This is a genomic window from Flavobacterium saliperosum, assembly GCF_900100625.1.
Taxonomy (GTDB): domain Bacteria; phylum Bacteroidota; class Bacteroidia; order Flavobacteriales; family Flavobacteriaceae; genus Flavobacterium; species Flavobacterium saliperosum.
Window position 1 is genome coordinate 120123 of record NZ_FMTY01000003.1, and the last position, 15389, is coordinate 135511.

Below are 15389 nucleotides of genomic sequence, written 5' to 3' on the forward strand. Positions count from 1 at the left end.
CTTTGTACTCAAATTATATAAAATGCCTGTGACTAATACTACTGTTCTTATTACTGGAGGTGCCGGATTTATAGGGTCCAATTTATGTGAGTATTTTCTGGAAAGGAAGTATGGGGTAGTGTGTCTGGATAATTTTTCAACCGGATTTCGTCATAATATAGAGCATTTGTTTTCCAATCCTGATTTTCAGCTTATTGAAGGGGATGTCAGGGATTATGCTATTTGTCAAAAAGCGTTGGACGGGGTGGATTATGTTTTGCATCAGGCGGCTTTGGGATCGGTACCGCGTTCCATTCAGGATCCTATTACTTCCAATGAAGTGAATGTTTCCGGATTTTTGAACATGCTTCATGCTTCTAAGGAAGCCGGAGTCAAACGATTTGTCTATGCGGCGAGTTCTTCCACTTACGGTGATTCCGAAAGTTTACCGAAAGTTGAGGATACCATCGGGAAACCCCTTTCCCCTTATGCAATAACCAAATACGTGAATGAATTGTATGCGGATGTGTTCAGTAAAACCTACGGGATGGAAACCATCGGATTGCGGTATTTCAACGTTTTCGGGCGCAAACAAAATCCGAACGGAGCCTATGCTGCCGTAATCCCTAAGTTTGTGATGCAACTGATGCAGCATGAAAGTCCGGTTATTAACGGAGACGGTAATTATTCCCGTGATTTTACGTATATCGATAATGTACTTCAGATGAATGAACTGGCGTTAACCACTCAAAATCCGAAAGCGATTAATACCGTGTACAATACCGCTTTTGGAGACAGAACCACATTAAACGATTTGATTCATTATCTGAAAGAATACCTGTCGGAGTTTGATTCGGAAATTAAGAATGTTCAGGTAGTTCACGGCCCGAATCGTATGGGGGATATTCCGCATTCGCTGGCGAGCATTGAAAAAGCCAAAGAACTATTGGAGTATAGTCCGCAGTTTTCCATTACGCAAGGGCTGAAAGAAGCGGTGAAATGGTATTGGGAGCATTTGAAGTAAACCGAATCGAAATCACGGTTTAAACAGGATTAGAAGTTAAAAGTAAGAAGTAGAACCATTTGGTGAAAATATAAAATGGAAATAAAAAGGATTTGTTGTATCGGAGCAGGATATGTTGGGGGGCCTACAATGGCTGTTATTGCCCAGAAATGCCCGCATATTAAAGTAACGGTTGTCGATTTGAACGAAAAGCGAATTGCCGCCTGGAATGATGTGAATACCGACAATATTCCGGTATACGAACCGGGGTTAAGTGATGTTGTTGCGGCAGCCCGCGGAAGAAACCTGTTTTTCTCAACGGAAGTGGATAAAGCCATTGCGGAAGCGGATATGATTTTTATCTCCGTAAACACGCCAACAAAAACCTATGGCGTAGGGAAAGGTATGGCCGCCGATTTGAAATATATCGAGTTGTGTGCCCGTCAGATTGCCCGCGTGGCAAAAACCGATAAGATAGTTGTAGAGAAATCAACCTTGCCGGTGCGAACCGCCAGTGCCATCAAAGATATTTTGGACCATACCGGTAACGGTGTGCAGTTTCAGATTCTTTCGAATCCCGAATTTTTAGCGGAAGGAACCGCCGTACAAGATTTGTTTGCACCCGATCGTGTTTTGATTGGTGGCGACACCACACCGGAAGGTCAGAAAGCCATTCAGGCTTTGGTCGATATTTACGCAAATTGGGTTCCGAAAGACCGCATTCTGACTACCAACGTTTGGTCTTCCGAATTGTCGAAATTAACCGCCAATGCTTTTTTGGCACAACGTGTTTCATCCATCAATGCGATGAGCGAATTGTGTGAAAAAACGGGAGCCGACGTGAATGAAGTGGCCCGAGCGATTGGAATGGACAGCCGTATCGGCCCTAAGTTTTTAAAATCTTCGGTTGGTTTCGGAGGTTCTTGTTTCCAAAAAGACATACTGAATCTGGTTTACATTGCCAAATCATACGGTTTGAACGAAGTTGCCGATTATTGGGAACAGGTTATCATCATGAACGATCACCAGAAGCGTCGTTTTGCGAAAAACATCATCAGTACCTTATACAACACTGTGTCCGGAAAGAAAATCACCTTTTTGGGTTGGGCTTTCAAAAAAGACACCAACGATACCCGTGAATCGGCAGCGATTTATGTGGCAGACGATTTGTTGAGCGAACAGGCACATCTTTCTGTTTACGATCCAAAAGTGACTGAAGAGCAGATTCTTGCGGATTTGAATTACCTGGATACCCGTTCCGAAACGGAAAATACAAAAGGAATAATTGTTGAAAACAATCCATACGCCGCCTGTGAAGGAGCACATGCGATTGCGGTTTTAACCGAATGGGATGAATTTAAGGAATACGACTGGCAAAAGATTTACGACAGTATGCTGAAACCGGCGTTTGTTTTTGATGGCAGAAATTTATTGGATAAAAAAGCATTAGAGAAAATAGGATTTGTTTATCAATCCATCGGTTCTTAAGCATACAAACTAAAACTATGAGTATAAAAATAGCCGTTATCGGATTGGGTTATGTAGGTTTGCCTTTGGCACGACTGTTTGCCACAAAATATCCAGTAGTCGGGTTTGATATTAATACGAACCGAATTGCTGAATTGAATCATGGCATAGATGCCACTCTGGAAGTGGATAATGAAGTGTTGAAAGCGGTTTTGGTTGAAAAGACGTCTAACGCCAACGGACTTTACTGTTCTGCTGCTTTGGAAGATATCGCCGACTGCAATTATTACATCGTAACCGTTCCCACTCCGGTGGATAAAAACAACCGACCGGATCTGACACCGTTATACAAATCGAGTGAAACGGTTGGAAAAGTCTTGAAAAAAGGAGATACCGTTATTTACGAATCTACCGTTTATCCAGGGGTTACCGAAGAAGAATGTATTCCGGTTCTGGAAAAAATCTCCGGACTGAAATTCAATGTGGATTTCTTTGCCGGCTATTCCCCTGAGCGCATCAACCCGGGCGATAAAGAGCATACGGTGGAAAAAATATTAAAAGTAACTTCAGGCTCCACTCCGGAAATCGGACAAAAAGTGGATGCATTATATAAAAGCGTGATTACAGCAGGAACGCATCTGGCACCTAGCATAAAAGTGGCTGAAGCGGCCAAAGTAATCGAGAATTCCCAACGCGATATCAATATTGCCTTTGTGAACGAATTGGCTAAGATTTTCAATATTCTGGATATTGATACCCATGCTGTTTTGGAAGCCGCCGGTACCAAATGGAATTTCCTTCCGTTCAAACCGGGATTGGTTGGTGGACACTGCATCGGTGTGGATCCGTATTATCTGGCACAAAAAGCACAGGAACACGGTTATCATCCTGAAATCATATTGGCCGGACGTCGTTTGAACGACAGCATGGGCGATTATGTGGCTTCCCAGGTGGTGAAACTGATGATTAAAAAAAGCATCAAAGTGAACGGTTCCAAAATCTTAATGTTAGGTTTTACGTTTAAGGAAAATTGCCCGGATGTGCGCAATACCAAAATCATTGATGTGGTTACCGCGCTTAAAGATTACGAAACGGATGTTACGGTTTATGATCCTTGGGCCAATCCTGATGAGGTGATGCACGAATACGGACTAACCACAACCAATGTATTGCCAACAGATAAGTTTGACGCGATTATTTTAGGCGTAGCTCATAAAGAGTTCCTGAACATGGATTTCGGTTCACTGCAAAAAGAGAACAGTTTACTGTATGACGTGAAAGGCATTTTAGGAGCTACCGCAGACGGGAAGTTATAATTTTCGTAGTATCAGAGAATAAAAACTGAATTTATGGGTAAAAAGATTTTGGTTTTAGGCGTCGCGCAAAACAATTTTTTGTCTTTTTTATACGGAGCCTTAAAAACGGTTTATCCTGATTTCACGATAACAGTTCCGTCTTACAGGGAAGTTAAAGAGCATGTGGCGGTATCCGACTGGATGTATGACAATACCGGACTGAAAAAAAAAACAACACCATTTTACTATTGTAAAGCTGCAATCGTACTGATGTTCTCCAAACACCATTACGGGGCATTTTTTTTCATGCTTTTTTTTGAAAAAAAGGTGTCCAAAGCACTGCATTTTTTGATTGAGAGTGTAAAAGAAAAAGCCTTCTTTTTGCAGAATGATAATTTTGCGAACATCGATACGTTTCATTTTCATTACATGCAGTACAGTTATCTTAGGGAATTGTTTTTGGTCCCCGAAGGAAAAAAAATTGTCTGCTCGTTTTGGGGCTCTGATTTGATGCGAACTTCCGATACGTTTAACCATTATTTCGTTAAGAAGGCACTCCACCGAGCGGATGTTATTACCTGCCAGTCCACAGAAATGCGTGAGATCATTTTATCCAAATTCGGCAGAACGCTTTACGATAAAATTCAAATAAACAATTTCCCCATTGACGAATCGGTTTTTAACGGGATTGATACTTTTTTAATATCCGATGAGTCCGTTGTAAATTTCAAAAAGGACTATGGTTTCTCATCCACTAAACTTAATGTGGCCATAGGACATAACGGCAACCCGCAAAACAATCATCTGAAATGCATTGCGGCCCTTCGTTCTTTTCCTCATAAAGAAAAACTTCATCTGATTGTTAACCTTTGTTATGCTTTACCTCAAGACCAATACGACTCGTATAAAGAGCAACTGCATACCGCTTTTAAGGAAACGGGGATTGACTATGTCATAATCGAGAAATTTTTTACCGGCGATGAGTTGGTTTTCTCAAGACTTGCCACCGACGTTTTCATTCACGTACCGGTTTCCGACGCGTTAAGCGCAACACTTACCGAAATGATGTATGCCGGTAGTATTGCCATCACCGGAGGCTGGTTGCCTTACAATACCCTGCGACAGTTGGGTCTTTATTATCATGACATCAATGAGTTTGATCAGCTTTCCGGAAAACTGGAAGGGATTGTTGCCCATTTTGAGGATGAGAAGGCGCAGTGTAAAATCAACGCTTCTTTAATCCGGGATTATTTTTTCAGAAAACAGATTGTTGAAAAGTGGGCTAAAATCTTAAGTTAATGTCGCAAGTTTTAAAAAGTAAAGTAAAAAGCAGTTTAATTTGGTCTTTCGCGGATCAGTTTGTAACGCAATTTATCTTTATTATTTTTAGTATTTATCTGGCGCGTATTTTAGCTCCTACTGCTTTCGGAATCATCGGATTGGTTACAGTTTTTACCAATTTTGCGGTGCTTTTTATTGACATGGGATTTGGTGCTGCCCTTGTTCAGAAAAAAGAGGCCGGTAACGATTACTTTTCCACCGTTTTTTGGTTTAACATGATTGTTGGAGCGCTTCTTTATCTGCTGTTTTTTTTATTTGCGCCTTTGATCAGTACTTTTTATAATGAACCCGAACTGGTTTTGATTATCAGGGTGTTGTGTCTAACTTTTATAATAACTTCATTTACTGCCGTACAATCGAACCTCTTAGTTAAAGACCTGAATTTTAAACGGAAAGTCGTTTTTAATTGGATTGCCACACTTTTCGGATACGGTGTTGCGTTCTATCTTACCTATTTTGGCTATGGTGTTTGGGCTATAGTTTGGATGACACTGAGCACTGCTTTTGTCAATTCCATTCTCTACTGGTTTGGCGCATCGTGGAAACCGGATTTCATTTTTCATTGGAGCAAAATCAAAGAACTTTCTTCTTTCGGGTTTAATGTTTTGGGAGATACTACCATTAATTACTGGTCACGAAACTATGATAATTTTATAATCGGAAAAGTATTGGGCAGTTCCGATCTTGGAATTTACGCCCGAGCCTATTCCCTGATGATGCTTCCTTTAAGAAATATTACCTCTGTTTTTTCAAAAGTTTTGTTTCCCGCTTTTTCAAAAATTCAAAATGACATTCCGTTAATCCGAATGCAATATTTAAGAATCATTCAATACATCGCCTTAATCACGTTTCCGATGATGATTGGCATGTCTGTGGTTTCCAGAGAATTTGTGTTGTTGTTTTTTGGTGAAAAATGGTCTGAAATGATCCCGATATTGTCAATGTTAAGTGTATTGGGGGCGTTTCAGTCGCTCATATCGCTTAATGGATTGCTTTATAAATCGTTAGGGAAGGCCAATTTAGCTTTTAAAGTTTCGATCTGGGTAAACCTTATCTTAATCATTACATTTACTGTAGGTGTTCAATATGGGATTTTCGGACTCACACTGGGTTATTTAATCGTGGGTTCCCTTATTGCCATTCCGGTTTATTCCATTGCTATCAGTCTGATTGGTTTGAGTTTATTGGATGTCGTGAAAAAGCTTAAAAGCGTTATTTTCGCAGTGATTGTTATGGCAGCCGCTATTTATTGCCTTCATTTCATTACAATCGAGTCTTTATTACTTTTGTTTATCGTGAAAGTAAGTATCGGAGTGATTGTATATTTTTCAGCACTTTTCGCGGTCGATAAAAAACTTATTTATGAAACAGGCGCCATGATAACACCACTTTTCAAAAAGAAAAATAGACTGTAATAGCATTGCTGAAATTGAAACCGGTTTTGTGCTACTATCTGAGTATAAAATATTTTCAATGTTTAATCGCGGTTTTTTTACAGTGATTTGAATCAGAAGAATGCAAGCCGTCATTTCTAAAAATTAAGACCTGTCAAGTTTTTACAGATGAACTTAGTACGGAAAGTATAAAAAATCAGTTTTTTTGCCGGAATTACGAATGGATTGCTGATTTTTGTTCTCATATAATTTTTGTGAATCGAAATGTAGCTGCGACAGTTTCATATGGGAAGGGATTTTAATCCCACCGATATAAAATATGCGCTGAATGTTTGCAATTGCTGAATGCTATTTGATGCATGATTCTTCCATTTACAGACACAATAGAAACGAATTAACTAAATTTAGAATACGAGATGATTATAACTATACGCAAACTGTATGCTGCCAACATTCATCTTCTGAAACCCAAAACCCTTTTCATAAATCTCTTTACAAAGGGGAAGAGGAGCAATATGAGCCGAATATTATTATTTGGAAAATGTTCTTATTCCATTGACAAATCGGCTTCCATAGATCTTGAGAACGGACATTTGGCACTAAATCGGTTCATAACAAAACCTGATCCGTTTATTGGAAACCTGGAGCTTTATGAAAATGCGGCAATTGCGGTGAAGAATACGTTTTTTATTCACAGTGGTTGTGATGTGATGGTTTTTAAAAACGCCAAACTGAATTTAGGGAGTGGTTACATTAACCGTTATGCTAAAATTCGTTGCTATAAGGAAATCACCATTGGACATGACGTTGCCATTTCCGATAATTTCACCGCCTGGGACAGTGATGCCCACACCATTATCGGTAAGGAAGAAAGTGCCGTACTGCCCATTCGCATCGGGAATAAGGTGTGGATTGGCGCCAATGTTACGGTTTTAAAAGGAGTTACTATTGGTGACGGTGCCATTATTGCTGCAGGATCTCTGGTGAACAGGGATGTTCCTCCTTATTGCTTGGCTGCCGGGGTTCCGGCAAAAGTGATTAAAGAACAGGTGGCATGGAAATAAAAAGATCCGATACAATTCAGTTATGTTTTCAATAGTTATCCCTCTTTACAACAAAGCCGCTTTCATACGGCGTTGTCTCGATGCTGTTTTTCAGCAAACCTATCGTGATTTTGAAGTGATTGTAGTGGATGATGGTTCCACCGACGATGGTGTGGCTGTTGTTTTGCAGCAGTTTCAGGATAAAGTAAGGCTTGTTTCCCAAAAAAATCAGGGTGTTTCTGCGGCAAGAAATAGCGGAATAGCGCTTGCCACTTTTCCTTTTATTGCCTTTTTAGATGCCGATGATTGCTGGAATGCCCGCTATTTAGAAAAAATGGCTGAAGTTATTTCCAAGGAAGGAACAGAAAATGTTACGATAATCGGATGTCATTATACCCGAGACAGTGAAAAATTGGCTAAAGATGCTTTCCAATTCCATTATTATAAAATAGAGAATTATTTTAAAATAGCCATCCGAAACACGTTATTCACCTCGTCTTCTTCTGTCGTAAAAACTGATTTTTTTAAAAAGAATCCCGGTTTTAATACCAACTTAAAAAGAGGGGAAGATATTGATGTCTGGTTAAGAGCGGTTGCCAGTGGCGGTAGTGCTTACTATATTAAGAATACGCTTGTGTATTATTCTGAGGAAGATACAAATCAGGCCACAGCTACGAAACCGGATGTTGCCTTAACGCTTGTTGGGACTATCAATACATTGTATGCCCCTTTGATGGCAACCGTGAAAGATCCCGAATTTTCAAAATTCATCAGTAAATACGTGTATTTCAATTTATATCCTTATTATTTTGATGAAAATTGGCATACCAAAGCGAAAGAAAGCCTAAAGGGCAATAAGCATCGCTATTTTCTTTTGGATTTGCTCTACGGAATTCCACTTAAAATAGGAGCCCGAATGATTGCATCGAAGAAGTATAACCGATACCTTCGCCTGTACCTTAAATTTATCCTTCGTAAAATTTTAAAATAAAGAAAATGAAAATAGTCCGCATAACAACTTTGCTTGATTTTGGAGGGCAGGAGCGAAAATACCTTTCGTTTACTGAAGACAAAACCCTTCTCAAGCACGAGTATGTATTTGCGGCAATCGGTCATGGTGGGAATGCCGAAAAAATACTGCAGGAACGCGGTTTTGACGTTACGGTGTTCAATAACAATCCCGCCATTACCAATTTAAAAAACATATGGGTGCTTTACAAATGGTTTCGCAAAGTTAAACCGGATGTGGTGCATACCGCCGCCGCCGAAGCCAATTTTCACGGCGTGATTGCCGCGCGACTTGCCGGGGTAAAAATTGTAGTGGCTGAGGAAATCGGATTGCCTAATCACTCTCCTGTTGCACGGTTTGTGTTTCGGTTCGTTTATAAATTCGTTAAGAAAGTAATTTGTGTATCCAAAGCGGTTAACGATTTTCTGATTGCTATTAAAGAGCTTCCTTCCGAAAAAGGAATCGTAATTTATAATCCTGTCAGCAAACCGATGTTTTTTAAAAAACACCTGACGGATGCTTTCACCATTGTTTGTGTAGGTCGTTTGGAAACAGTGAAGAACCAACAATTGCTTATTAAAGCGTTTGCACAGCTTGAAAATAAAGAATCACGATTATTGTTGGTTGGTGACGGAAGAACCCGAACCGCACTGGAACAAATGATTAAGGAATTCAATTTGGAGCATAGGGTTGTTATTACCGGTTTTTCGGAAACACCCGAATTTTTCCTGTCCCAAGCACATTTGTTTGTGCTGCCTTCGTTGTCTGAAGGATTCGGAATCGCCGTGGTAGAAGCGATGCAACAGGGATTACCTTGTTTGTGTTCGAATGTGGGCGGTATTCCGGAATTCATAGAGGAAGGTCTTACCGGATGGCTTTTTGATCCCAATCAGGAAGGTGAATTGACAAAGAAACTTAATGTCATATCGAAGCTTTCTTTGTCGGAATTGGAAGCAGTTGGAGCGGCCGCTAAAGCATATGCGAACAATCGGTTTACCTCTGAAAAATATGTCACCCATTTGGAAAATTTTTATGAAGCATTACTATGATTAGAGTTTTGAACATATTGGATACCGTAGGGTCCGGAGGTGTGGAACGCAGAAGATTATCGATGGCCAAATTGTTGGATAAATCGCGGTTCGAACTGAAAATCATATGCACCAACACTAAAGGCGGTATCGCTGATGAAATCAGGGCACTCGGTGTTGAGGTTATTGTCATTGGTGATTTGAATTCACCATTTGATTACAAACAATTCCAGAAAGTCAACCGTATCATCACCGAATTCAAACCTCATATTATTCATGGGGCTGTTTTTGAAGGGGTTACGATGGCTGCGATTTGTGGTTTTGTAATGCGAGTGCCGGTTGTTATTATAGAGGAAACCTCAGATCCCCAAAACAGAAGTTGGAAAGGCAATATGCTCATGAAGTTTTTCGGGATGTTATCTGATAAGGCCATAGGAGTTTCACCGGCTGCAACGGAGTATCTTATCCATACCTTAAAAATTAAGGCGGAAAAAGTACAACTGATACTAAACGGGATTGCCGCTCCCAGAAAGGTAAGCACGGAAGAAATCACTTTTTTAAAAGAATCGTTAGGAATTGGAGTTTCCAATATCGTTATCGGATCTATAGGACGAATGCGAGATGATAATCATAAACGGTTTTCCGATCTTATTGCCGCTTTTGCACTACTGGTTCAGAAAAAGTTACCGGTTAAGCTAGTGCTGGTTGGCGATGGACAAGAACGTGAACGGTATGAAAAGCAAGTAGCTGATTTGCAATTGAATGACTATGTTATCTTTGCGGGGTATCAAAGTGATGTTGCACTTTATTACAGTATTTTCAATATCTTTTCCCTGGTTTCTGCCTATGAGGCTTTTGGATTGGTTTTAGCGGAAGCCATGTTAAGTAAATTACCGGTAGTTGCCACTAAAGTAGGCGGAATGCAATACATTGTTGACGATAACGTAACCGGCTATTTGGTTGAAAAATTTGATATTGATGCCATTGCAATGAAACTTGAGGTTTTATATGAAAATGAGCAGTTGCGAAATGAAATGGGTATCGCCGGATACGAGAAAGCTATTCGCAATTACACAGAAGAACGGTATGTGCAAAAAGTGGAAGAAATTTATTTCGAACTTATAAAAAAGAATAAGATAAACAATGTCTGAAAAAATATTTTTACCCGGACTGAACGGAATACGTGCCATAGCCGCCATGGCAGTTGTGTTTTCACATATCAATAACCGCTTGGATTATTATGGTCTGCCAAAAGGAGAATTGTTGGATCTGGCCTCTTTTGGCGTAACGATGTTTTTCACATTGAGTGGTTTTCTAATCACTTATCTTCTTTTAAAGGAATTCGAAAAAACCGGTGACATAGACGTTAAGAAATTTTATATGCGTCGGGTTTTACGCATTTGGCCCCTGTATTATTTTTACATTATTATTATCGTTTTAGTGAATGGCGTTTCTGAAATTCATTGGCCTATTTTGTTCTATTTATTGATGATTCCGAATTTTAAAAACTCTTTTACAGGGATAGTGAACACGGTTCTGGGAAATCAAAAAGTTACCTATATGATGGGACATTACTGGTCGTTAGGGGTAGAGGAACAATTTTATGCTTTTTGGCCATGGATTGTGAAGAAAAGCAAACACCTTTTGTTGATTTTGATTTTGATTCCTGTAGGTTATGTGCTTTTAAAACTGGGATTAAGAATTTTTAAAGCGCCATACAATATTTTGGTTTTTGTAAACTATACCCGTTTTGGCTGCTTAGCCCTTGGCGGTCTTGGCGCGTACTTGTTTTATTATCATAAAGAGAAACTTCAGGTTTTAAATCAAAAATGGGTTGAAATTGCAGCCTGGTTGTTTTTTGTGGTGGTAGCATTCAATAGATTTCATATCACTTCCATAATTGATCACGAGATTGTATCCTTTTTCACACTTGTAATAATTTTCAATCAGGTAAATAATTCGAATAAATTTGTCTCTTTAGAGAATCCGGTTTTTGATTATTTAGGAAAAATTTCATTCGGACTTTATGTATACAATCCACTGGTAATATATGCCGTATCGTTATTGTTCAGTAAAATTGTCATTGGTGATGGATTAAAGATGATTGCAATATATGCATTAGTGCCAATAGCGATAATAGGTATAGCACATCTGTCTTATTATTACTTTGAAAAGCGTTTCCTCAAAATGAAAACAAAATACACCACAGTACAAAGTGCTGCAAGTAAAGCCGAATTAAATGAGTAGCAAGTTTCCAAAGATTCTTTTCATCACTTGGGATGGCCCGCAAACCAGTTATATGGAAGGTTTGTTCCTGCCTATTTTTAACGCGGTTCAACAGCAATCCGATTATCAGTTTCATGTGATCCAATTTACATGGGGAACACCGGAGCGCCTTGCGGTTACTCAAAGAAAGGCACATGAATTGGGAATTACCTATACAGCAAAAACAATTTTACGTAAGCCCAATGCTACTTTTGGAAGTGTTTTTTCCCTGTTTAAAGGGATTCGGTTTTTAAATCGGTACGTAAAAGAGCATGAAATCGATATTGTTATGCCACGAAGTACCCTGCCGGCTTTTATGGTAAACAGAATGGGTAAAGGTAATTTTAAGATTCTCTTTGATGCTGACGGATTAGCGCTTGATGAGCGGGTGGATTTTTCCGGTTTATCCCGTGACAGCAGACAGTATCGGTTTTTGAAAAGCGAAGAGAAGAAAATGCTTCGAAAGGCCGACAGCGTAATTACCCGCTCCCAAAAGGCCATCGAAATTCATTTAAAGACCATCGGTAATGAAAATTTAGAGAAATTTTCAGTGGTTTCCAATGGAAGAAATACGGATTTTTTTAAACCAGATCTCGAGCAACGAACCATAGTAAGGTCTGGGTTTGCTTGTTCTGACACAGACAGGCTTTTTGTTTACTGTGGCTCGTTAGGGGCACAGTACGGCTGGCGCGAAATGCTGGAGATTTTTTCGCGGTATCATAACCGAAACCAAAAGGCCAAGTTTTTGATTCTCACCGGGAATCCCGAGTTTACCTACGGAAAAATACCAGAATTGTTAAACAAAAATATTTTTGTAAAGAAGGTTCCCTTTGAACAGGTTCCTAATTGTCTTTCTGCGGCGGACGTGGCTTTTGCGATTCGCGAACCCAAATACAGCATGCAAGGGGTGGCGCCCATTAAGTTAGGAGAATATCTTTTGATGGGGTTACCCACTATAGCTTCGGCAGGTATTGGTGACAGTGAAGACATCTTAACACGGGTTCCCGATTGTTTTTTATTCCGTCACGATCAGAAAAGTGCCATTGCGAATGCCGTAACATTTGTGGAACAGTTAGGCGAGGTAAAGCATCAGGTCATTAGAGAATATGGTATTCGCTATTTTTCAATGGAAAAAAGCGCCGTGAGTTATATTCAATCTTTAAATAAATTAACGGATATTTGCAGTAAATCTCCCCAAAAATGAAAGAACGTGTTTTAATTACCGGTGGAGCCGGTTTTATTGGTTCCAATCTGGCTTTGCAGCTGGTCGCTTTAGGCTATGAGGTAACGGTTTTGGATAATCTGTCGCCGCAAATTCACGGTGATGCTTCGTCTTCAAGCCTTTATCGGTCCATTCAGGGTAAAGTTGATTTTATTCAAGGCGATGTAAGAAACAAATCGGATTGGTATAAAGCATTGGAAAAAGCTACTGTTGTGGTGCATTTGGCAGCGGAAACCGGAACTGGTCAGTCGATGTATGAAGTGCAGAAATATGTGGATGTTAATGTGAACGGCACTGCTATTTTTCTGGATTATCTGGTCAATGAAAAACATACGGTCAAAAAAGTCATCATAGCTTCTTCACGAGCCATTTATGGGGAGGGAAAATACATTTGTGCCACTCACGGCGCTGTTTATCCGGAAGAGCGTGTTGAAGGTGATTTGTTACGGGGTGATTTTGAACCGAAATGCCCTTACTGTAATACAACCGTTGTTTTGGCAGCGACGGATGAGGATTCCAAAATCCATCCTTCGTCTGTTTACGGGATTACGAAACAAAATCAGGAACAAATGGTTTTGAATGTTTGTAAATCCATAGGAGTTCCTGCCGTGGCCTACCGTTATCAAAACGTGTACGGTCCAGGACAGTCACTCAAAAATCCGTATACCGGAATCCTTTCCATTTTTTCCACGCAAATCCGAAACGGAAACGATCTTACCATTTTCGAAGACGGAATGGAGAGCCGCGATTTTGTATTTGTTGCTGATGTGGTTAATGCCACTATTGCCGGTATCGAAAAATCCGAAGCCAATTATCAGGTTTTTAACGTAGGTTCCGGAGTGCCCACTACGGTACTTGAAGTTGCACAATGTTTGAAAGCATTTTATAATTCTGATATTGCCATCAATGTGTCCGGAAATTTCCGTCTTGGGGACATCCGACATAATTTTGCCGATTTGCATAAAATTGAAACCCGACTTGGGTTTTCCCCAAAATATGATTTTGCAACCGGTGTGAAGAAATTTACCGAATGGGTTATTTCTCAGGAAGTAGTTGCCGACAACTATTCGAAATCCATCGAAGAAATGCGCGCTAAAGGATTATTCAAATAAGATGCGGTTCGTGTTTTTTTCCCTGAACGACTTCACTCACGAAGGCGGCGGGACGATAAGGATGCAGGGAATTATGAATGAGCTTTCCAAAAAAGGACATGAAGTTATATTTATATCCAATACCCGTAAACAATCTCTTTTTCATGAAAAAATTAGGCATGTGGCGATTGAATTTCCGTTTTCCAGAAAAGACAAAAGAATTTTTCAGGGATTGTTAGGGATTTTACCATTGTTTGTGATTCGGATTGTCTATTCGAAATTTTTCAACCGACTGAAAGACGTTCTTGCGGGGCAATTTGATAAGGAACCGATTTATTTTTTTGAATATCTGGATAATTCTGTGGGGTACTGTCTGAAAAAATCCGGAATGATTCAGGATTATATTAACGATTTGCACGGAGTGGCCACATTGGAGTTCAAATTCCAATCCGATCACGCAAAATCGGTATCGGAGAAAATAAAGTTTTATTTGAAATACCTGATATCGGACCTTCTTGACCGCAAAGTTTTCAATGGTGCAAAAGGTTTGATTTTCGCAAGTCAGGCCATGAAAGACTATTTCTGCGGCTATTATCCGGAAATTACTGCCAAAAAAAACTACATTCTGCCTTATGTTTTAAGCTCTGATGCGGTATCGGATGTTGTGGATTATGAATTAAAAAAACAATTGGAATCCAAGTTTTCGATTTTACCCAACGAGAAAATTATTTTTTTTGCCGGCGCTTTTAAGAAAACCGGTGGGATTACCGATTTGATTGCTGCCTTTGCTAGTATTGTTTCCAAACACCATTGCCGTTTGTTTTTATTAGGTGATGGTCCTACAATGATTGAATGTAGGGCATTGACCGAAGAACTGGGGTTAACGGACAAAGTGGTTTTTATCGGAAGAACACCTTACCACCATCTTCGTACTTATCAGGATTTGGCTTCGGTTATTGTATGTCCGGACAAACAGAATGTCTATTCCGAATTGATTATACATGTGAAATACCTGGATGCTCTGCTCTCGGGGAAAATCGTTATTAACGGTAGTTTTAAAAGTGTACAAGAAGTCAATGTAAACGAATTCCTGTCGGTTAATTTCACCCCGTCGAGTGTTGAAAGTTTGAGCAGTGCCTTATCGTATTCGTTGCAAAACCATGATCTTCTGGAAGAAAAGTATAAAAACAGCAGGGTGTATGCCGCGAAAGCGTTAACTTACGCTTCACATGTGGCAGTTTTAGAGGAATAA

Annotated in this window: 13 protein-coding genes; all 13 read left to right on the forward strand. The window is 39.8% G+C overall.

Features of this window, described 5'->3' with window-relative positions:
- Positions 1-22: 22 nt before the first annotated feature.
- The 13 genes from BLQ05_RS06865 (at position 23) to BLQ05_RS06925 (ending at position 15389) form a co-directional block, all read left to right on the forward strand.
- Complete coding sequence (locus BLQ05_RS06865) at positions 23-1003, forward strand: SDR family oxidoreductase (RefSeq protein ID WP_023577276.1); 981 nt, start codon at positions 23-25, stop codon at positions 1001-1003.
- 75 nt (positions 1004-1078) lie between these two features.
- On the forward strand, positions 1079-2470 hold the full coding sequence (locus BLQ05_RS06870) for a UDP-glucose 6-dehydrogenase (RefSeq protein WP_023577275.1): 1392 nt from the start codon (positions 1079-1081) through the stop codon (positions 2468-2470).
- Between the two features lie 17 nt (positions 2471-2487).
- Complete coding sequence (locus tag BLQ05_RS06875; RefSeq protein ID WP_023577274.1) at positions 2488-3765, forward strand: nucleotide sugar dehydrogenase; 1278 nt, start codon at positions 2488-2490, stop codon at positions 3763-3765.
- Between the two features lie 33 nt (positions 3766-3798).
- Positions 3799-5043 carry a glycosyltransferase family protein gene (locus BLQ05_RS06880; RefSeq protein ID WP_023577273.1) on the forward strand — a complete coding sequence of 415 codons (1245 nt, stop codon included), beginning with the start codon at positions 3799-3801 and terminating at the stop codon, positions 5041-5043.
- The gene (locus BLQ05_RS06885) at positions 5043-6500 is read left to right on the forward strand and encodes an MOP flippase family protein (RefSeq protein ID WP_035654841.1); all 1458 of its coding nucleotides are present in this window, start codon (positions 5043-5045) and stop codon (positions 6498-6500) included. Before BLQ05_RS06880 ends, BLQ05_RS06885 begins: the two co-directional genes overlap by 1 nt.
- Before the next feature lie 494 nt (positions 6501-6994).
- On the forward strand, positions 6995-7543 hold the full coding sequence (locus BLQ05_RS13905) for an acyltransferase (protein WP_023577271.1): 549 nt from the start codon (positions 6995-6997) through the stop codon (positions 7541-7543).
- Positions 7544-7565: 22 nt separating this feature from the next.
- Positions 7566-8513: a glycosyltransferase family 2 protein gene (locus BLQ05_RS06895; RefSeq protein WP_023577270.1), complete on the forward strand. Its 948-nt coding sequence runs from the start codon at positions 7566-7568 to the stop codon at positions 8511-8513.
- A gap of 5 nt (positions 8514-8518) precedes the next feature.
- Positions 8519-9580, forward strand: a complete 1062-nt coding sequence (locus tag BLQ05_RS06900; RefSeq protein WP_023577269.1) for a glycosyltransferase — start codon at positions 8519-8521, stop codon at positions 9578-9580.
- The gene (locus BLQ05_RS06905; protein ID WP_051365780.1) at positions 9577-10710 is read left to right on the forward strand and encodes a glycosyltransferase; all 1134 of its coding nucleotides are present in this window, start codon (positions 9577-9579) and stop codon (positions 10708-10710) included. Before BLQ05_RS06900 ends, BLQ05_RS06905 begins: the two co-directional genes overlap by 4 nt.
- Entirely contained in the window at positions 10703-11806 is a 1104-nt protein-coding gene (locus BLQ05_RS06910) for an acyltransferase family protein (RefSeq protein WP_035654839.1), read from the forward strand. Before BLQ05_RS06905 ends, BLQ05_RS06910 begins: the two co-directional genes overlap by 8 nt.
- Entirely contained in the window at positions 11799-13028 is a 1230-nt protein-coding gene (locus tag BLQ05_RS06915) for a glycosyltransferase (RefSeq protein ID WP_074460102.1), read from the forward strand. Before BLQ05_RS06910 ends, BLQ05_RS06915 begins: the two co-directional genes overlap by 8 nt.
- A complete protein-coding gene (locus BLQ05_RS06920) occupies positions 13025-14158 on the forward strand; it encodes an NAD-dependent epimerase/dehydratase family protein (protein WP_035654837.1) in 1134 nt (377 codons plus the stop codon). Before BLQ05_RS06915 ends, BLQ05_RS06920 begins: the two co-directional genes overlap by 4 nt.
- A 10-nt stretch (positions 14159-14168) precedes the next feature.
- A complete protein-coding gene (locus BLQ05_RS06925; protein ID WP_162147786.1) occupies positions 14169-15389 on the forward strand; it encodes a glycosyltransferase family 4 protein in 1221 nt (406 codons plus the stop codon).